Source organism: Pantoea sp. EKM21T (genome assembly GCF_011800405.1).
Taxonomy (GTDB): Bacteria; Pseudomonadota; Gammaproteobacteria; order Enterobacterales; family Enterobacteriaceae; genus Pantoea; species Pantoea agglomerans.
Map to the genome: position 1 here is coordinate 1 of NZ_JAALFV010000012.1, position 18,896 is coordinate 18,896.

15 protein-coding genes and 1 riboswitch are annotated in these 18,896 nt (G+C 55.0%); of the genes, 5 read left to right on the forward strand and 10 right to left on the reverse strand.

The genetic code is table 11. The features are described from left to right. Window positions 1–307 precede the first annotated feature (307 nt). Window positions 308–1,159, reverse strand: coding sequence for a glutamate racemase (gene murI, locus HFD87_RS19895; protein WP_033759179.1), 852 nt, complete (start codon window positions 1,157–1,159; stop codon window positions 308–310). After that, complete coding sequence (btuB, locus tag HFD87_RS19900) at window positions 1,104–2,981, reverse strand: TonB-dependent vitamin B12 receptor BtuB (protein WP_122889929.1); 1,878 nt, start codon at window positions 2,979–2,981, stop codon at window positions 1,104–1,106. The genes murI and btuB overlap by 56 nt, the downstream gene beginning before the upstream one ends. A gap of 68 nt (window positions 2,982–3,049) precedes the next feature. Continuing rightward, a riboswitch (cobalamin riboswitch) is annotated at window positions 3,050–3,233 on the reverse strand. Window positions 3,234–3,343: 110 nt separating this feature from the next. Here btuB and trmA point away from each other — a divergent pair. Then, on the forward strand, window positions 3,344–4,447 hold the full coding sequence (gene trmA / locus HFD87_RS19905; protein ID WP_010672059.1) for a tRNA (uridine(54)-C5)-methyltransferase TrmA: 1,104 nt from the start codon (window positions 3,344–3,346) through the stop codon (window positions 4,445–4,447). A gap of 39 nt (window positions 4,448–4,486) precedes the next feature. On the opposite strand, the gene HFD87_RS19910 is transcribed toward trmA, so the two are convergent. Together HFD87_RS19910 and fabR are read right to left on the reverse strand one after the other, a co-directional pair. Continuing rightward, window positions 4,487–4,840 carry a YijD family membrane protein gene (locus HFD87_RS19910; protein WP_010258126.1) on the reverse strand — a complete coding sequence of 118 codons (354 nt, stop codon included), beginning with the start codon at window positions 4,838–4,840 and terminating at the stop codon, window positions 4,487–4,489. Between the two features lie 14 nt (window positions 4,841–4,854). Next, window positions 4,855–5,502: an HTH-type transcriptional repressor FabR gene (gene fabR, locus HFD87_RS19915; protein ID WP_010258128.1), complete on the reverse strand. Its 648-nt coding sequence runs from the start codon at window positions 5,500–5,502 to the stop codon at window positions 4,855–4,857. A gap of 192 nt (window positions 5,503–5,694) precedes the next feature. Here fabR and sthA point away from each other — a divergent pair, with 192 nt between their 5' ends. Continuing rightward, a complete protein-coding gene (gene sthA, locus HFD87_RS19920) occupies window positions 5,695–7,095 on the forward strand; it encodes a Si-specific NAD(P)(+) transhydrogenase (protein WP_010258130.1) in 1,401 nt (466 codons plus the stop codon). Here sthA and oxyR read toward each other — a convergent pair. After that, window positions 7,078–7,995 carry a DNA-binding transcriptional regulator OxyR gene (gene oxyR / locus HFD87_RS19925; RefSeq protein WP_010258132.1) on the reverse strand — a complete coding sequence of 306 codons (918 nt, stop codon included), beginning with the start codon at window positions 7,993–7,995 and terminating at the stop codon, window positions 7,078–7,080. The two genes, sthA and oxyR, sit on opposite strands and share 18 nt — an antisense overlap. A gap of 124 nt (window positions 7,996–8,119) precedes the next feature. On the opposite strand from oxyR, the gene HFD87_RS19930 reads away from it, so the two are divergent. Beyond that, window positions 8,120–8,854 (forward strand): glutathione peroxidase, encoded by a 735-nt coding sequence (locus HFD87_RS19930; RefSeq protein ID WP_010672060.1) that lies wholly within the window; start codon window positions 8,120–8,122, stop codon window positions 8,852–8,854. Between the two features lie 118 nt (window positions 8,855–8,972). On the opposite strand, the gene argH is transcribed toward HFD87_RS19930, so the two are convergent. From argH to argC, 4 genes are all read right to left on the reverse strand, one after another. Further along, window positions 8,973–10,346, reverse strand: coding sequence for an argininosuccinate lyase (argH, locus tag HFD87_RS19935; RefSeq protein ID WP_010672061.1), 1,374 nt, complete (start codon window positions 10,344–10,346; stop codon window positions 8,973–8,975). 90 nt (window positions 10,347–10,436) lie between these two features. Next, window positions 10,437–11,654 (reverse strand): argininosuccinate synthase, encoded by a 1,218-nt coding sequence (locus HFD87_RS19940; RefSeq protein ID WP_022624925.1) that lies wholly within the window; start codon window positions 11,652–11,654, stop codon window positions 10,437–10,439. Between the two features lie 24 nt (window positions 11,655–11,678). Then, window positions 11,679–12,455, reverse strand: coding sequence for an acetylglutamate kinase (argB, locus tag HFD87_RS19945; protein WP_010258140.1), 777 nt, complete (start codon window positions 12,453–12,455; stop codon window positions 11,679–11,681). A gap of 14 nt (window positions 12,456–12,469) precedes the next feature. Continuing rightward, complete coding sequence (gene argC / locus HFD87_RS19950; protein ID WP_033786462.1) at window positions 12,470–13,474, reverse strand: N-acetyl-gamma-glutamyl-phosphate reductase; 1,005 nt, start codon at window positions 13,472–13,474, stop codon at window positions 12,470–12,472. Between the two features lie 167 nt (window positions 13,475–13,641). On the opposite strand from argC, the gene argE reads away from it, so the two are divergent. Together argE and ppc are read left to right on the forward strand one after the other, a co-directional pair. Continuing rightward, entirely contained in the window at window positions 13,642–14,790 is a 1,149-nt protein-coding gene (gene argE / locus HFD87_RS19955) for an acetylornithine deacetylase (protein ID WP_031292638.1), read from the forward strand. Between the two features lie 353 nt (window positions 14,791–15,143). Continuing rightward, the gene (gene ppc / locus HFD87_RS19960; RefSeq protein ID WP_022624923.1) at window positions 15,144–17,795 is read left to right on the forward strand and encodes a phosphoenolpyruvate carboxylase; all 2,652 of its coding nucleotides are present in this window, start codon (window positions 15,144–15,146) and stop codon (window positions 17,793–17,795) included. Between the two features lie 67 nt (window positions 17,796–17,862). On the opposite strand, the gene metF is transcribed toward ppc, so the two are convergent. After that, a complete protein-coding gene (gene metF, locus HFD87_RS19965) occupies window positions 17,863–18,762 on the reverse strand; it encodes a methylenetetrahydrofolate reductase (protein ID WP_010258148.1) in 900 nt (299 codons plus the stop codon). Between the last annotated feature and the right edge of the window lie 134 nt (window positions 18,763–18,896).

Here is an 18,896-nt window from a genome sequence, read left to right on the forward strand (position 1 = left end):
TATTTTTTACGTCCGGAGACGCTGATATCAATCCTGCGAGTGCCCACACAGATTGTCTGATAAATTGTTAAAGAGCATGCCGCGATTTACTGCGGCGCGGGCTGCGTATATTACGCTTTCCGCATTGTCAGTCAAGCATTTATTTTCGCTTAACTCACTGGTTCGTATGATTTCGAACCTACTCAACCCGGCGCTTCGTAAGCCGTTGTGCCGTGTCAGTGGAGGCGCATTATAGGGAGTTCTCGGAGGGTGACAAGTGCTAATTTCAAATAAAATTCCGAGTGCTGATTTTTTCAGCTAAAAGCCGCTAAAGCGCCAGTTTTTCCAGCAACGGGAAGCCATAACGCCGTAAAACGGGTGATAATTGTACTGCTTCGCCATCCAGCTCCGTACAAAATGCAACGTTCTGCTGCGATGAATGCACTTCAGGTGCTTCATGCTCCAGCAGCCAGGCTGTGCGTCGTGCAATTGCCGCACCGGAATCAATCAGACGCGTCCCTTCCGGTAACACCTGCTGCAACTCTTCGCGCAGTAAAGGAAAGTGCGTACAGCCTAAAACGACCGTGTCCGGTGGTTCCGCCATCCGCAGCCACGGCTGAACAATACGGCGCACCTCATCCAGAGCCACCTCCGCACCATGGAGCTTCGCTTCTGCCAGTTCAACCAGCTCCGCTGATCCCAGCATCTCTATCTTGCAGGAACCGGCAAACTGCGACACCAGCTCATGGGTATAAGGACGGCGCACCGTGGCACGCGTCGCCAGCAAGCCCACTACACCATTTCGCGTCAGGCGCGCGGCCGGTTTAATCGCCGGAACCACCCCCACGACAGGAAAGGCAAAACGTTCACGTAAAGCGGGCAATGAAACGGTGCTGGCCGTATTACAGGCGATGATCACTAACGAGAGAGGATAGCTGCGGGTAATGGCCTCAACGATAGCGACCACCCGATCCACAATGAAAGTCTCGCTTTTCTCACCGTAAGGGAAGCCAGCGTTATCGAAGGCGTAAAGATAATGAAGATCCGGCAACAGCTGACGGACCTCATCATAGACAGAAAGCCCACCGACGCCGGAATCAAACACCAGCACGGTGGGACGCAAATCAGAAGTTGTAGCTGCCGCTGAGGTAATACTCTCGTCCTGGTGTCTGATAGCCATACACTGTCTCGTAATCTTTATCGAACAGGTTGGCAATTCTACCACGAACCGTGAGTTGTGAAGTGACAGGATATGAGACGGCGAGATCCCACAGGCTGACGCCCCCTAACTTCACGCGACGGCTGGGAGAGCTGTTAAAGTCCGTATCATAACGGTCACCCAGATAATGGTAGGTGACTGACCAGTCAAACTCATACAGCGTCCAGTCGAGCTGGTATTTCACCTGCTGCTTAGCCCGGCGTACGAGCGGCTGATCGGTGCTGCCATCCCGCGCGTCGACATAATCATAAGAGAGCTGATGCGCCAGCGGCCCGGTGTCGAATCCTGCGGTCGCTTCAACGCCTTTAATGCGAGCCTGCTTAATGTTGTAGTAACGGAAAGTCGCCGGATCACTATCAATCAGATTATCGATGTCGTTGCGATAGCCCGACACACGCCAGTTCACCGGTCCGCTCAGCCCTTCAAAACCGCCTTCCCACTGCTTACTTTTTTCAGGATCGAGGTCGCGATTGCCATAAAACGGGCTGTAAACCTGCGACAGATTAGGTGCTTTAAAAGCGGTGCCATAAGAGGCGAACGCGCGGTAGCCGGAGATAAACTCCCATGAGGCCGCCGTCTGCCAGGTGTTATGCCAGCCAAACTGATTGTTGTCGTCACCGCGTACCGCACCTTCAAGGGTGACGCTGCCAAACTGCTGCTGGCCGGTCAGGTAGAGACCGGTATTACGCTGCTCATAGCCATCTGACAAATAGTTCGTGCCCGGCTCGGTCGTCTCTTTCTGCCAGTCGACACCCGCGCTGATCGCCCCCTGCCCCACCTGCACGGTGTTGCCCCACTGCAGATTGTACTGGGTGACATCATCAAAGGTGGACGCGGCACCGTAGCGACCATTGCGCGGATCGTAGTTGATGTCTTTGGTATGGCCATAACTGGCGATGAGCTGGGTAGAGTAGAAGTCACGATTGAAGCGTAACCCGGTGTCCCAGGTCTGGCTGTAGAGCTGGCGGGTATCCGCCAGCCCGATAATATTGAAATTATTATCGTAGGTATATGAACCGTCGTAGGCGGTGCGGTTATCAAACCCGTAGCCGCGCACAAAACCACTGAGCTCATCGCTGAACTGATGCTCAAGGTTGCCATACAGGGTTTTGCTCATGAAGCCGTCGCGATCGTGCTGCGCCGGGCTAAAGTCATTGGGATAACCCGCCACCACGTCATACCCTTTGGTATAGGTGTAGTTGCCTGCCAAGGTGAGCTTTGTCGCATCGCCCAGCATCTGCTGGGTTGAGCCGTCGTAGGATTGATAGCCGTTGGACCCGACACCCGCCGTCAGCGTGGTGCCAGGTTGCGATCGGCCCGTAATGATATTCACCACGCCGCCAATCGCATCGGAACCGTAGACTGCAGAACGCGCACCGCGAATGTATTCGATGCGTTGCACCAGTGACAGCGGGATCTGGCTGAGGTCAGACGAACCGGTGATGCCCGCCTGATTAAGCCGGATACCATCAATCAGGATCAGTACATGTCTCGATTCGGTGCCCCGAATAAACAGCGAACTCTGCTGCCCTAACCCGCCACTTTGCGCAACATCAACACCCGGCAGGCGGCGCATCACATCGGTCAGGCTTTTGGCCTGCCAGCGATCAATCTCATCACGTGTGACAACGGTGGTGGGTGCCAGCACACCTGAAACAGGTTCAGCAAAACGGTTGGCGGTGACTATTTGCGTATCATCATTCCCCTGAGCAAAACCGTATTGCGCCCAGAGAGAAATCGCCGTTGCGCTCAGAGCGAACAGCGAAGCAGTTTTTTTTGTCATTTTTATCGCATCCATAAGACGAAGCAGGATGCCGCAGGCCGACAATCAATAGCACGCGATGATTGTACGAGTAGCGACGTTACACCGGCAGGTCTTCGGGCTGGGAACCATAAGTGATGATGACTTCCCATCCCACAGGACAGTGTCTGCAATTGCACTCATCACGACATTCCTTACCGCTGCGCGTCAGCTCCAGATTCACACTGGATTCCCTATTAACTCGGGCTTGAGGCCGGCGTCTGCAGTCTACGGAGTGGAGATACGGAAGTCCAGACTGCCAAACATCTTCTCGCTGCGGGACTGGACATCAGCAAGTGAATGCCTACAATCGCCCGCTGGTAAGCTATTAATCAGGATTGCTCATGACACCCGAACATCTCCCCATTGAAGACTATGACGCACAGCTGGCGGAAAAAGTCAGTCGTTTAGAGACGATGATGACACCGTTTGCTGCGCCCGACGTGGAGGTGTTCCGTTCACCGGTCAGCCACTATCGGATGCGCGCCGAATTCCGCCTGTGGCACGACGGCGATGATATCTATCACATCATCTTTGATCAGCAGACACGCGAGCGGATCCGTGTTGATCAGTTCCCGGCGGCCAGCCAGCTGATCAATCAGCTGATGCCAAAGATGATCGCCGCGATCCGTGATAACCGTACCCTGCGTCATAAACTGTTCCAGATCGACTATCTGTCGACCCTGAGCAATCAGATTGTGATTTCGCTGCTCTATCACCGCAAACTGGATGATGAGTGGCAGCAGGCAGCCGTGGCGCTGCGTGACCAGCTTCGCGCGGAAGGGCTGGATGTGCAGCTGATTGGACGCGCCACCAAAACCAAAATCTGTCTGGATCGCGACTACGTTGATGAGTGTCTGCCGGTAGCGGGTCGCGAGATTATCTATCGTCAGGTCGAAAACAGTTTTACCCAGCCTAACGCGGCGATGAATATTCAGATGCTGGAGTGGGCGCTGGATGTGACGCAGGATTCACAGGGCGACCTGCTGGAACTCTACTGCGGTAATGGCAACTTCTCGCTGGCGCTGGCACGCAATTTCCGCCGCGTTCTGGCAACTGAGATCGCCAAGCCCTCTGTTGCGTCAGCACAATACAATATTGCCGTGAACCAGATTGATAACGTGCAGATCATTCGTATGGCGGCGGAAGAGTTTACCCAGGCGATGAATGGCGTGCGTAGCTTTAATCGTCTGGAAGGAATTGACCTGACCAGCTACGAATGCGAGACGATTTTTGTCGATCCGCCGCGCAGCGGACTGGATGAAGAGACGGTGAAAATGGTGCAGGCGTATCCGCGCATCCTTTATATCTCCTGCAATCCGCAGACCCTCAGCGACAATCTGCAGACGCTGGCGGAAACGCACGATGTGACGCGGCTGGCGCTGTTTGATCAGTTCCCCTATACCCACCATATGGAATGCGGTGTCCTGCTGACACGTAAAGCGTAAACAAAAACGGGAACCCTGAGGTTCCCGTTTTTTTTATCACTACTGATTACGCTTGCGCTTAAAACGCGTCGCAATCCAGAACACCAGCGCTACCATCAGAACGGTGGGAACGAAGTTGGAGCCAATATCCGGGTATTCTGCCCGCACCAGCGCGCTATAAACCAGAATCCCCAGCAGGAAAAACGCCGCTGCCAGTCCTGGCATACCGTCCGGCATATTGGTGTTGAGGTAACGCTGATGCAGACACCAGGCCGCCAGACCCAGCGCAATCAGCGGAAAAATCGAAAATGGAACAAAGGCGCTGAACAGCACAGAAAACGAGCCGTTAATTGCTAAGCCGGTAATAAAAGCCAGTACCAGTGTGCTTTTATCGCGAGTACCTGGGTGGGTCATGGACTGATCCTTACTCATTGCTCTTCGGGTTTTTCCAGGGTGGCCGCCAGTCGCTCTTGCTCCCGGCGGTACCAGTAATAAGCGCCTTTGGCGATCATACGCAGCTGTAACACCAGCCGATCCTCAAGCTTACGTCGCTGCTCAGCATCAACATCCAGTGCTTCTGCACCGGCGCTGAAAACAATGGTCACCATCGCTTCAGCCTGCGCTTCGGTAAAACTGCGCGGCATGCGATTTTCGACCTCAAGATAATCGGCCAGTTCAGCGATAAAGTGCTGAATTTCACGCGCCACGGCGGCACGAAAAGCGGCAGAGGTGCCGGAACGTTCACGCAGTAACAGGCGGAAAGCGTTGGGATTGTTGCCGATAAACTCCATAAAGGTCGACACCGACGTTTTAATGATGCTGCCGCCTTTGGCAATACGCTGGCGCGCCTGGCGCATCAGCTGTCGCAACATCAGCCCGCTTTCATCTACCATCGTCAGGCCAAGCTCATCAACATCCTTGAAATGACGATAAAAGGAGGTAGGTGCAATCCCTGCTTCACGGGCAACCTCCCGCAAACTCAGACTGGCAAAACTGCGCTCGGCGCTGAGCTGACTGAACGCTGCTTCAATCAGTGTACGTCGTGTACGTTCTTTTTGTTGCGCTCTGACGCCCATTCTCTCTGCCTTTAGCGGTGTTAAGCAGGCACTATATCAAAATTTTCAGCGTACAGATTGGCAATCTTTGTCACCGCCTGTGAACCTCACTCTTTGTCAAAATGTGATGAAAATCGCTGATAGAATTCAGAAGTGCGCGACGAGATGTTAGAATCTCGTTGTAAAAATGTATAAATAATAGGACGTATCGGTATGCAAAAGTCTTACGATTACGATGCCATTGTGATTGGCTCAGGGCCCGGCGGTGAAGGGGCGGCGATGGGGCTGGTAAAACAGGGAGCGCGCATCGCCGTGATCGAACGCTACCACAACATCGGCGGCGGTTGTACGCACTGGGGCACCATCCCTTCTAAAGCCCTTCGCCACGCCGTCAGTCGCATTATTGAATTCAACCAAAATCCGCTCTACAGCGATCATACCCGACTGCTTCGCTCCTCTTTTGCCGACATACTCAATCACACTGAAAACGTGATCAGCCAGCAGACAGCCATGCGTCAGGGCTTCTACGAGCGTAACCGTTGTGAACTTTATCAGGGCGATGCGCATTTTGTTGATGCCAACACCATTGAGATTGAGCAACCGGATGGCACGCGTGAGACGCTGACGGCAGAGAAGTTTGTTATCGCCTGTGGTTCACGACCTTACCATCCTGACAATGTCGACTTTACCCATCCACGCGTTTATGACTCCGACTCTATTCTCAATCTGCACCACGAACCGGGCCACGTTATTATTTATGGCGCGGGCGTGATTGGCTGTGAATATGCGTCGATTTTCCGTGGACTGAATGTCAAAGTTGACCTGATTAACACCCGCGATCGCCTGCTGGCGTTTCTTGATCAGGAGATGTCTGACTCTCTCTCTTACCACTTCTGGAACAGCGGCGTGGTGATTCGTCACAACGAAGAGTTTGAGAAGATCGAAGGGGTGGAAGATGGCGTCATCATGCATCTGAAGTCGGGTAAGAAAGTAAAAGCCGACTGTCTGCTTTACGCCAACGGCCGTACCGGCAACACCGATTCGCTGTCGCTGGAAAATGTGGGCCTGGAAGCGGATGGTCGTGGCCTGCTGAAAGTGAACAGCATGTATCAGACGGCTCAGCCGCACATTTATGCCGTCGGAGACGTCATTGGCTATCCAAGCCTGGCCTCAGCCGCCTACGATCAGGGCCGTATTGCCGCTCAGGCGATTATCAAAGGGGAAGCGTCAGCGCACCTGATTGAAGATATCCCAACCGGGATTTACACCATTCCGGAAATCAGCTCCGTGGGTAAAACCGAGCAGCAGCTGACGGCAATGAAGGTGCCTTACGAAGTGGGCCGCGCGCAGTTCAAACATCTGGCGCGAGCGCAGATCGTTGGCATGAACGTTGGCAGCCTGAAGATTCTGTTCCATCGGGAAACCAAAGAGATTCTGGGAATTCACTGCTTTGGTGAACGTGCCGCCGAGATTATTCACATCGGTCAGGCGATCATGGAGCAGAAAAACGGTGGCAACACGATTGAGTACTTCGTGAATACCACCTTTAACTATCCGACCATGGCCGAAGCCTATCGCGTTGCGGCGTTAAACGGCTTAAACCGCCTGTTTTAACGCAGCGTCGAAATAGTGCTGCATGTGGGTTTTAATCGCCTCTGCCAGCTGTTCATAACGGCTGCGCAGAGGTGAACCCGGTCGATAGACCAGCGCAATTGTACGCTGTGGCACCGGTTTGTAGCAGGTGAGATAGCAGACGCCATCGCGGATACGCTCCGGTGGGACTGCCAGCGCCGGTAGCAACGTAATCCCGCTGCCTGCCGCCACCATATTGCGCAGCGTCTCAAGACTGGTCGCGCGGAAATGGGTATCTTCATCGGCGCCCGCCTCAAAGCAGAACCCCATCGCCTGGTCACGCAGACAGTGCCCATCTTCCAGCATCAGCAATTTCTCGCCTGCCAGATCGGACATAGGTACCCGGTCGCGATCGCACCAGGGATGATCGGCATAGACTGCCAGCTTCATCGGCTCATCAAACAACGGCACTTCGATAAAGGCCTGACTCTCTTTGACCAGCGCGATAATCGCGCAGTCCAGCTTGCCGCTATCGAGCTGTGCCAGCAGTTGCTGCGTCTGCGCTTCGTGCAGATACATCTCCAGTTTCGGGAATGTCTGGTGCAGCGTCGGGATAATCTGTGGCAATAAGTAGGGCGCGGTAGTCGGGATGAGGCCGATATGCAGCGGACCTGACATCGCTTCCCCTTGCTGACTGGCCATCTCTTTCAGCACTTTCACTTCACGCAGCACCGTACGCGCTTGATCCACCAGCAGCAAACCTGCCTGGGTGAACAGCACTTTACGGCTGGTGCGCTCCAGCAGCATCACACCCAGCTCATCTTCCAGCTTACGGATCTGCCCGCTTAACGTCGGCTGACTGACATGACACGCATCCGCGGCACGGCGGAAATGACGGTGTTCAGCAAGCGAAACCAGATATTCAAGATCACGAATATTCATTATTACCCTCCAAGCCACGATAGCCCGTGGCGATAGATAGAATAGCAATGAACGATTGGCCCTATCAAGGGTGGTTGGGAATAATGCGCACATCAAATGGAACGCGGTATGTCAGGAGAAAAAAATGTTTGCAAGTCAGGAAGGTAAAGCTATTCCGTCAGTGACTTTTCACACACGTCAGGGCGATCGCTGGGTCGATGTCACCACTGAAGCACTGTTTAAAGACAAAACGGTCATCGTTTTTTCACTGCCGGGTGCATTCACACCGACCTGCTCCTCCAGCCATCTGCCGCGTTACAACGAATTAGCGGGTCTGTTTGCCCAGCAGGGTGTGGACAGCATTCTGTGCGTCTCGGTGAATGACACGTTTGTGATGAACGCCTGGAAAGCAGAACAGCGCGCAGACAACATTACCTTTATTCCTGATGGCAACGGCGAGTTTACCCGTGGCATGGAGATGCTGGTTGAGAAAGCCGATCTCGGCTTTGGCCCACGTTCATGGCGCTATTCGATGCTGGTGCGTAACGGCGTGGTAGAGAAAATGTTTGTTGAGCCAAACAAGCCGGGCGACCCATTTGAGGTCTCTGATGCCGACACCATGCTGCGCTATCTGGCGCCCGAGTGTAAAGCTCAGGAGTCGGTCTCAATCTTCACCAAACCTGGCTGTACCTTCTGCACCCAGGCAAAACAGATGCTGATGGATCATGGTATTCAGTACGAAGAGATCGTGCTGGGACAGGATGCAACAACCGTGAGTCTGCGCGCCGTTTCAGGCCGGGCGACGGTACCGCAGATCTTCATGGGGGGTCGTCACATTGGCGGCAGTGAGGATCTGCAGCAATATCTGCTGTCAGCGTAAGAGAATCTGAGCGTCGGCCGGGAGAGCAGGCGCTTTGATGATGTGCCTATAAAAATGAGTAATTCTGAAGCTAGAGGTTGGCGGGCATTAAATGTGCCCGCTTTTTTTTGCCTGTTAATTACGCCAGACGCTGCTTTGCGTCACCGATGGCACGCGCAACCTGCTGTGGCGAGACGCCGCCCTGCGCATTACGCTTATCCAGACAGGATTGCAGCGCCAGAATGGGATAGACATCCTCGCCAATCACCGCACTGAACTGCTGCAGCTGTGCCAGCGACAGCGCTTCCAGCGCCACACCCTGACCGATGGCGGCAACCACTACTTCCCCGACGATATGGTGTGCTTCACGGAACGGCACGCCTTTGGCGACCAGATAGTCAGCCAGTTCAGTGGAGTTTGCGTAACCCTGTTCAGCCGCTTCCTGGCAGCGCGGGCGTTTAACCTGCAGGCCATCCAGCACCAGAACTGACATATGCAGACAGTCGAGCCAGGTGTCGAGCGCGTCAAACAACCCCTCTTTGTCTTCCTGCATATCTTTGTTGTATGCCAGCGGCAGACCTTTCAGCGTCATCATCATGCCGGTCAGCGCGCCCTGCACCCGGCCACACTTGCCGCGAATCAGCTCCAGCGCATCCGGATTTTTCTTCTGCGGCATCAGCGATGAGCCGGAGGTCACTTTATCTGACAGTTCGATAAAGCCCGCTTCACCGGTGTTGAAGAAGATCATATCTTCGGCGAAGCGCGACAGATGCACCATGCCGATGGCAGCGTCAGAAAGCAGCTCCAGCACGTGATCGCGGTCTGATACGGTATCCAGACTGTTGCGCGTGGCAGAAGCAAAGCCCAGCCAGCCAGCCAGCTGCTGACGATCGATCTCATACGCGGTACCGGCCAGTGCGCCACAGCCCAGCGGGCTGACATCGAGCCGCTTCAGCGTATCCTGCAGACGGCTCTCGTCACGCGCCAGCATTTCAACGTAGGCCAGGCACCAGTGCGCAAACGTCACCGGCTGCGCACGCTGCAGATGCGTGTAGCCCGGCATCACCGCATCCTGATTGGCTTCAGCGGTGACCACCAGCGCCTGCTGCAGATCACGGGTGGCACCCAGCAGCGCCTCAATCTGTACCTTGCACCACAGCTTAAGATCGGTCGCGACCTGATCGTTACGGCTACGTCCGGTGTGCAGTTTTTTGCCCAGCGCGCCCACCTTGTCGATCAGCTGGCCTTCAACCCAGCTGTGGATGTCTTCGGCGTCGCTCTGCAGAATCTGCTCAGGATCCTCACGGACTTCATCCAGTAACGTATTCAGGGCCGCTTCCAGCTGCTGCTGCTCATCCTGAGTCAGGACATTTACCGTCACCAGCGCTTTGGACCAGGCAACAGAGCCAATAATGTCCTGCTCTGCCAGGCGGTAATCGAAGCGCAGCGAGTCATTGAACTGTTTAAAACGTTGATCCGCTGCCTGAGTAAACCGTCCACCCCAAAGTGCCATGTGAAAACTCCTCTGAATCGTTAAACAAGGGGCGGCATAAATGCCGCCCCTGAAATGAAACTGTGAGGCGAGGCGCACCTCGCCTGAAAATTACTTCTTCTGCTCGTTCAGGGCGCGGATACGCGAAGAGAGCGAGAACAGACGGATAAAGCCGCCCGCATGACGGTGATCGTACACTTCATCTTCACCAAAGGTGGCGAACTCTTCCGAGTAGAGGCTGTTCGCGGAACGCTTCTGGGTGGCTGTCGCCTGGCCTTTGTAGAGCTGCAGTACCACTTCACCGTTAACCTCTTCCGCCAGCGATTCGGCAGCGGCCTGAATCGACTTACGCAGCGGGGCGAACCAGCGGCCGTCATAAACTACATAGGACATCTCGTGGCCGAGCTGCTCACGCCATTTGAAGCTATCGCGATCCAGCACCAGCTGCTCAACCGCACGCAGCGCATTGACCATGATGGTGCCGCCAGGGGTTTCGTAGCAGCCGCGCGATTTAATCCCTACCAGACGGTTTTCAACGATATCGATACGGCCGACGCCATGTTTTGCGCCCAGCACGTTAAGTTTTTCCAGGCACTGGAACGGACTCAGTTTTTCACCGTTAACCGCCACAACCCGACCTTTTTCCACGGTCACGGTCACTTCTTCAGGCTGGTCAGGCGCTTCCAGCGGATCGACAGTCCAGACCCAGCAATCTTTATTCGGTGCATTGGCCGGGCTTTCCAGCACGCCACCTTCGGTGGAGATGTGCCAGGCGTTTTCGTCGCGGCTGTAGATTTTCTCCAGTGACGCGGTGGTCGGAATGTTGCGCTCTTTCAGGTAGTCCAGCAGCGCTTCACGTGAACGCAGGTTCCATTCACGCCACGGAGCCACCACTTTCAGCTGCGGTGCCAGCGCGGTGTAGGTGGTTTCGAAACGCACCTGGTCATTCCCTTTACCGGTAGCGCCGTGACACAGCGCATCCGCACCCACTTTCAGCGCCAGCTCAACCTGTGCTTTAGCGATGATAGGACGCGCCATTGAAGTGCCCAGCAGATAAGTGCCTTCATAGAGGGCGCCAGTCTGCAGCACCGGATAGACATAGTCGCTGATGAACTCTTCACGCAGGTCAACCACGTGGCATTCAGATGCGCCGGACTGCAGGGCTTTCTTCTCTACACCTTCCAGATCGCCGCGCTCCTGACCGATATCTGCGACAAAAGCGACGACTTCACAGCCGCCGTAGTTCTCTTTCAGCCATGGAATGATGGCCGAAGTATCAAGACCACCGGAGTAAGCCAGAACGATTTTTTTGATGTTTTGCGTTTGCATTTCGTAATCCTTGAATCAGAGTCGTTAAGCGAGAATCCGGGTGCCAATCGACACGCCGTTAAACAGGTCAGGCAGCCGCTCAGCGTGACGCCAGCTGGCAATATCCACCGGGCGGCCCAGGGTACGCGCTGCATCAAGCGCAGCGTGCACTTTCACAATCATGCCGTCGGTAATAATGCCCTGGGTAATCAGCTGCTCAGCTTTGTCGGCGGTCATCTCTTCGATGCGCTGACCTTTGCCGTCGAGAATACCACTGACGTCTGACAACAGGACCAGATCAGCGCCCAGCGTCGAGGCCAGTGCGGTCGCCGCCTGGTCAGCGTTGACGTTCATCAGGTCGCCGCTGTCAGTTATACCAATTGAGCTCACCACCGGCATATAACCGGCCGCCAGCAGGGTGTTCAGTAATGCCGGATCGCCCGGCATTGCGTGGCCAACGTGGCCGAGTTCTTCATCAAACGGTGTGACATTCACGATGCCCGCATCGCCCAGGCAGAGGCCTACCGCGTTAATGCCCGATTTTTTTGCCCAGGCCAGCAGGGTTTTATTCGCGGTTCCCGCCAGCGCACCGGTAATAATGTCGATCTGATCGGCTGGCGTGACACGCAGGCCATTTTTCTTCTTCACCGGCAGCGCCAGCTTTTTCATCAGTTCATCCACCAGGCAACCGCCGCCGTGGACAATAATCAGCGGACGCTGATGGGCGCTGCGGTAGGTCAGCAGCGCTTCAAACAGGCGGGCCAGCGCTTCTTCGCTGTCTAACAACACACCGCCCAGCTTGATAATCAATGGATTGGTCATGGTATATTTGTCCGTTAAATCAGTGACTGCGTTTCAGGGAAGCCGAACCGGATGTTCAGGCACTGTACCGCCTGCGATGCCGCGCCTTTCAGCAGATTATCTTCGGCTGCCACGACAATCAGATGCTCGCCCTGCACTTCAAAACCGATATCGCAGTAAGGCAGACCTACAACGGCTTTCAGCGCCGGTACGCCCTGTTCGTAGAGCCGCACCAGTGGCTTGTTGTCATAAGCGCGATGGAAAACTGCGGCGATATCTTCACGGCTGACACCTGCTTTCAGACGGCAGGTAATCGTCGCCAGGATACCGCGCGGGAAGTTACCCAGATGCGGAGTGAAGATCACCGGCGTACCAAGGTGCGCGACGATTTCCGGGTGATGACGATGATTGAACAGGCCGTAAGGCTGCAGGCTCACTTCGCAGAAGCTGGTGCCGACATTGGCTTTACGTCCGGCACCGCTCACGCCGCTGGTGGCGTTGATTACCGGCCACTGCGCCTCGTTTAACAGTCCGGCATCCACCAGGGGCTTCAGCGCCAGCTGCGCAGCGGTCGGATAGCAACCTGGCACAGCCACCAGCTGCGCCTGCTGGATTTTCTCATGCTGATATTCGGCAAGGCCGTAAACGGCTTTGTCCAGCCAGTCTCCATGCTGATGGGTGAAGCCATAAAAGCGGGTATAAAAATCAGCGTCATTAACGCGGAACGCACCCGACAGGTCGAACACCACACAACCAGCCTTGAGAAATTCCGGCGCCAGGTCATGGCTGACTTCGTGGGCCGTCGCCAGGAACACCACATCCACCTTGTCTGCCCACTCGGCCGCGCTGCTCAGCGGCTGCAGCGGCAAATCCACCACACCTTTCAGCTGCGGATGGAGATCGGAGAGGCGCTTGCCGGCATCAGGGCTTTGCGCCGAAACCGCCAAAGCGGTTATGTTGATATGTGGATGGCGATTCAGGAAGGTGGCAAGCTCAACACCAGCATAACCACTGGCACCAACGATCAGCGTATTCAACATCAGGCTGTAACCCTTTTTACAGTCGCACGTTCCGGGTCGCGGCCTTGCCCCGTTACCCACCCTGTCATCTGCAGTGATTTATGGTTCCCTTGCAGAGGACGTTAATGTATTTTTATTCACTATTACTGCATGAATATGGATACATCCTAACCCAAGGACCGCCAACAGTGAAGACAAAATTACCGCCTTTTATTGAACTGTACCGCCAGTTAATCGCCACACCGTCGATCAGCGCAACCGATGCCGCACTGGATCAGAGTAATGAAACTTTAATCAATTTGCTGGCCGGCTGGTTCCGCGACCTCGGCTTCAGCGTTGAAGTGCAGCCGGTGCCCGGCACCCGCAATAAATTTAATATGCTGGCGCGTACCGGAAGCGGTGCGGGCGGCCTGCTGCTAGCAGGTCATACCGATACCGTTCCTTTTGACGATGGCCGCTGGACACGCGATCCCTTTACCCTGACCGAGCACGACAATAAGCTCTATGGCCTGGGCACGGCAGACATGAAAGGCTTCTTCGCCTTTATTCTCGATACACTGCGCGATGTGGATGTCAGCACGCTGAGCAAGCCGCTCTATATCCTCGCTACGGCCGATGAAGAGACCACCATGGCTGGCGCCAAATATTTTTCTGAGTCGACGCAGCTGCGTCCTGACTGCGCCATCATCGGTGAACCAACCTCGCTTAAACCGGTGCGTGCGCACAAAGGTCACCTGTCGAATGTGATCCGTATTGAGGGGAAATCGGGCCATTCCAGCGATCCCGCGCGAGGCGTTAACGCCATTGAACTGATGCATGAGTCGATCACCCATCTGATGCAACTGCGCAATACGCTGCAGGAGCGTTATCATCATGACGGCTTTGCCATCCCCTACCCCACCATGAATTTCGGCCATATTCATGGCGGTGACGCCGCTAACCGTATCTGCGCCTGCTGTGAACTGCATATGGATATCCGTCCGCTGCCGGGCCTGTCGCTGAACGACCTCGATGGGCTACTGAACGAGGCGCTGGCACCGGTCAGTGCGCGCTGGCCGGGCCGTGTCACGGTGGCTGAACTGCATCCGCCGATTCCTGGCTACGAATGTCCGGCAGATCATGAACTGGTCAGTGTGGTCGAGAAATTGCTGGGTATACCCACTGAGGTGGTGAACTACTGCACCGAAGCGCCTTTTATTCAGCAGCTCTGCCCGACGCTGGTACTGGGCCCGGGGTCGATTGAGCAGGCACATCAGCCAGACGAATTTATTGATACTGCATTTATTAAGCCGACAAGGGCGCTTATCAGTCAGGTTGTGCAGCATTTTTGCCACTGATTAACAGCAAATGGGGCATTTCACTGCATTAACAGTAAAATGCCCCTTCATTCTGCGGGATTTAGCAATAAGAATAACTTATCCCGCTTTGTTCCCGATAAATTCTACGAATTTCCGTTATTTAGCCACACCTTCAGCGCACTTTAACGCATTTGACGAACGCAACATTACGTGGCTAGATAAAAGACGATGTTATGCCCACCGGGTGATTATCCAGAGCGTTTCAGAATGTGGACAGGCGGCAACGGAGCCGGTTCCCTGTAGATTAGGGGGAACATGGCGTTGCTGATTTTTCTGCTGCCTGAAAGGTCGGGTGTAGAAGTTTTTCAAGACGATAAGGGTGTCAGGGTCCAATGAACGAACAATATTCCGCAATGCGAAGTAATGTCAGTATGCTCGGCAAACTGCTCGGGGATACGATTAAGGATGCACTGGGAGAGAACATCCTCGACCAGGTGGAAACCATCCGTAAGCTCTCCAAGTCATCCCGTGCAGGAAATGACACTCATCGTAAAGAACTGCTCAATACGCTGCAGAACCTCTCCAACGAGGAGCTTCTGCCGGTTGCACGCGCTTTTAGCCAGTTTCTGAACCTCACCAACGTGGCTGAGCAGTATCAGACCATCTCGCAAAGTGGCGAGGGTGAGAACCATCCCGAACTGCTGAAAAAGACCTTTGATACCCTGAAGCAGCAGAAAGATATCAGCGAAAGCGACATCCTTGCGGCCATTGAGTCGCTGTCGCTGGAACTGGTGCTGACGGCTCACCCGACTGAAATCACCCGCCGTACGCTGATTCACAAGCTGGTCGAAGTTAACAGCTGCCTGAAACAGCTCGATCACAGCGACGTCTCCGACTACGAACGTAACCAGATTATGCGCCGTCTGCGTCAGCTGGTGGCACAGGCGTGGCACACCGATGAGATCCGCAAATATCGTCCGACCCCTATCGACGAAGCCAAATGGGGCTTTGCCGTGGTGGAAAACAGCCTGTGGGAAGGCGTACCCGCTTTCCTGCGTGAGCTGAACGAGCAGGTAGAAGAGGCGTTCGGCATTAAGCTGCCGGTCGATTTCGTGCCGGTTCAGTTCACCTCATGGATGGGTGGCGACCGCGACGGTAACCCTAACGTTACGGCGGCGATTACCCGCCACGTTATGCAGCTGAGTCGCTGGAAAGCCACTGACCTGTTCCTGCGCGATATCGGCGTACTGATCTCTGAGTTGTCGATGTCAGAGTGCACTGAAGAGATCCGGGAACTCAGCGGCGATCCGGAAGCACTTGAACCTTATCGTATGATCCTGAAACGCCTGCGCAGCCAGTTAATGACTACCCAGTCATTCCTGGAACGCCGCCTGAAAGGTGAACGTCTGCCGCGCCCGGCCGATCTGCTGGTCTCCAACGATCAGCTGTGGGATCCGCTGTTTACCATCTATCAGTCACTGCAAAAGTGCGGCATGGGCATTATCGCCAACGGTCAGTTGCTTGATACGCTGCGCCGCGTGAAATGTTTCGGCGTGCCGCTGGTGCGTATCGATCTGCGTCAGGAGAGTACCCGTCACACCGAAGCGATTGCTGAAGTGACCCGCTATCTGGGCCTCGGCGATTATGAAAGCTGGTCCGAAGCGGACAAGCAGGCCTTCCTGATCCGTGAACTGAACTCCAAGCGTCCGCTGCTTCCTCGCAGCTGGGAACCCAGCGATGAAACGCGTGAAGTGCTGGAGACCTGTCGCGTCGCGGCTGAAGCGCCACAGGGTTCTATCGCCGCCTATGTTATTTCCATGGCGAAAACCCCTTCTGACGTGCTGGCCGTGCATCTGCTGCTGAAAGAAGCAGGCATCGGCTATGCCATGCCGGTTGCACCGCTGTTTGAAACGCTTGATGACCTGAATAACGCCAATGACGTGATGAGCCAGCTGCTGAGCATCGACTGGTATCGCGGCTTAATTCAGGGCAAACAGATGGTGATGATTGGCTATTCTGACTCGGCGAAAGACGCCGGTGTGATGGCCGCCAGCTGGGCGCAATATCAGGCACAGGATGCCCTGATTAAAACCTGTGAGAAGGCCGGGATTTCACTGACACTGTTCCACGGACGCGGCGGCAGCATTGGCCGTGGTGGCGCACCCGCCCATGCAGCGCTGCTGTCGCAACCACCAGGCAGCCTGCGCGGCGGTCTGCGCGTGACCGAACAGGGCGAGATGATCCGCTTTAAATATGGTTTACCCGCCGTCACCATCGCCAGCCTGTCGCTCTACACCGGCGCAATTCTGGAAGCGAACCTGATGCCGCCGCCGGAGCCAAAACGCGAATGGCGCGACATTATGGATCAGCTCTCCGCCGACTCCTGTGCGATGTATCGCGGTTATGTGCGTGAAAATGCTGACTTCGTGCCCTATTTCCGCTCAGCGACGCCGGAGCAGGAGCTGGGTAAATTACCGCTGGGCTCACGTCCCGCCAAGCGCCGACCTACCGGCGGCGTAGAGTCGCTGCGTGCGATTCCATGGATTTTCGCCTGGACGCAGAACCGTCTGATGCTGCCTGCGTGGCTGGGTGCCGGTGCGGCCCTGCAACAGGCGATGGCCGCCGGTCATCAGGATCAGCTGGAAGCGATGTGCCGCGACTGGCCATTCTTCTCTACCCGTCTGGGTATGCTGGAGATGGTATTCTCAAAAGCGGACCTGTGGCTGGCGGAATATTACGATCAGCGTCTGGTCGAGAAATCACTCTGGCCGCTGGGCAAACAGCTGCGCGATCAGCTTGATGCGGATATCAAAGCGGTACTGACCATTGCCAATGACTCACACCTGATGGCCGATCAGCCGTGGATTGCCGAGTCAATTGCACTGCGTAACGTCTATACCGATCCGCTCAACGTACTCCAGGCCGAACTGCTGCATCGTTCGCGCGCGCGGGAAGCGAATGGCGATGAACCGGATGCCCGCGTTGAGCAGGCGCTGATGGTGACCATTGCTGGTGTCGCGGCAGGCATGCGCAATACCGGTTAATGGTGGTGCAGTAAAAATAGAAAAAGTCGGGACTCTCCCGACTTTTTTATTGGCTGAAGCAGAGCGGTTAAGCCGCCGCAGCAGCAGGACGCACGCCCAGGGTGTGACAAATGGCATAACTCATTTCGGCACGGTTCAGCGTGTAGAAATGGAAATCCTTCACCCCTTCGCGTGACAGGATTTTCACCATATCCATCGCGATATTGGCTCCCACCATTTTCCGCGTTTCCGGATCATCATCCAGACCGGCGAACATCGCGCTCATCCAGCCCGGCACACGCACATTGGTCAGCGTGGCAAAGCGTTGCAGCTGTTTAAAGTTAGAGACCGGCAGAATGCCCGGCACAATTTCCACGTCAATGCCGGTCGCGACACAGCGATCGCGGAAACGCAGATAACTTTCAACGTCGAAGAAAAACTGGGTAATAGCTCGGTTGGCACCTGCATCGATTTTTCGCTTCAGGTTAATCAGATCGGCCTGGGCGCTTTTCGCTTCGGGATGGACTTCCGGATAGGCCGCAACCGAAATATCAAAATCACCTACCTCTTTCAGCAGCGAAACCAGATCGCTGCCGTACATTTCTGGCTTACCGCTGCCTGGGGGCAGATCGCCGCGCAGCGCCACAATGTGACGGATGCCGTTGTTCCAGTAATCCTGAGCGATGGTACGCAGTTCATCGCGCGTGGCATCGACACAGGTCAGATGGGGAGCAGCTTCCAGACCGGTGCGATCTTTAATGCCTTTGATAATGCTATGGGTGCGATCACGCTCACCTGAGTTCGCACCGTAGGTCACAGAAACGAATTTCGGTTTCAGACTGCTCAGGCGATCGATAGAGGTCCACAGGGTCTCTTCCATGTCGCTGGTACGAGGCGGGAAGAACTCAAATGAAACATTAATTTGCCCGTTCAGCTCAGCCAGGCTCTGGTTTAGCGCTTCGCGCTGATTGGCATGAAAGAAACTCATCCTGCACCCTCATCGATTAACAATCGGCCTGCGAACATCTACACGTTTAGACGTCCAGATGTTCAAAATGACGTAATCTGACTGTGCCGTCAACTTAAAAATGGTCAACAGTCGTGATCAATTTTCAATCAACA

What these genes read in the sequence shown, in the direction of transcription:
- murI (WP_033759179.1), bottom strand. Translation starts at nt 1,159, where the DNA reads ATGGCTATCAGACACCAGGACGAGAGTATTACCTCAGCGGCAGCTACA.
- btuB (WP_122889929.1), bottom strand. Translation starts at nt 2,981, where the DNA reads ATGACAAAAAAAACTGCTTCGCTGTTCGCTCTGAGCGCAACGGCGATT.
- trmA (WP_010672059.1), top strand. Translation starts at nt 3,344, where the DNA reads ATGACACCCGAACATCTCCCCATTGAAGACTATGACGCACAGCTGGCG.
- HFD87_RS19910 (WP_010258126.1), bottom strand. Translation starts at nt 4,840, where the DNA reads ATGACCCACCCAGGTACTCGCGATAAAAGCACACTGGTACTGGCTTTT.
- fabR (WP_010258128.1), bottom strand. Translation starts at nt 5,502, where the DNA reads ATGGGCGTCAGAGCGCAACAAAAAGAACGTACACGACGTACACTGATT.
- sthA (WP_010258130.1), top strand. Translation starts at nt 5,695, where the DNA reads ATGCAAAAGTCTTACGATTACGATGCCATTGTGATTGGCTCAGGGCCC.
- oxyR (WP_010258132.1), bottom strand. Translation starts at nt 7,995, where the DNA reads ATGAATATTCGTGATCTTGAATATCTGGTTTCGCTTGCTGAACACCGT.
- HFD87_RS19930 (WP_010672060.1), top strand. Translation starts at nt 8,120, where the DNA reads ATGTTTGCAAGTCAGGAAGGTAAAGCTATTCCGTCAGTGACTTTTCAC.
- argH (WP_010672061.1), bottom strand. Translation starts at nt 10,346, where the DNA reads ATGGCACTTTGGGGTGGACGGTTTACTCAGGCAGCGGATCAACGTTTT.
- HFD87_RS19940 (WP_022624925.1), bottom strand. Translation starts at nt 11,654, where the DNA reads ATGCAAACGCAAAACATCAAAAAAATCGTTCTGGCTTACTCCGGTGGT.
- argB (WP_010258140.1), bottom strand. Translation starts at nt 12,455, where the DNA reads ATGACCAATCCATTGATTATCAAGCTGGGCGGTGTGTTGTTAGACAGC.
- argC (WP_033786462.1), bottom strand. Translation starts at nt 13,474, where the DNA reads ATGTTGAATACGCTGATCGTTGGTGCCAGTGGTTATGCTGGTGTTGAG.
- ppc (WP_022624923.1), top strand. Translation starts at nt 15,144, where the DNA reads ATGAACGAACAATATTCCGCAATGCGAAGTAATGTCAGTATGCTCGGC.
- metF (WP_010258148.1), bottom strand. Translation starts at nt 18,762, where the DNA reads ATGAGTTTCTTTCATGCCAATCAGCGCGAAGCGCTAAACCAGAGCCTG.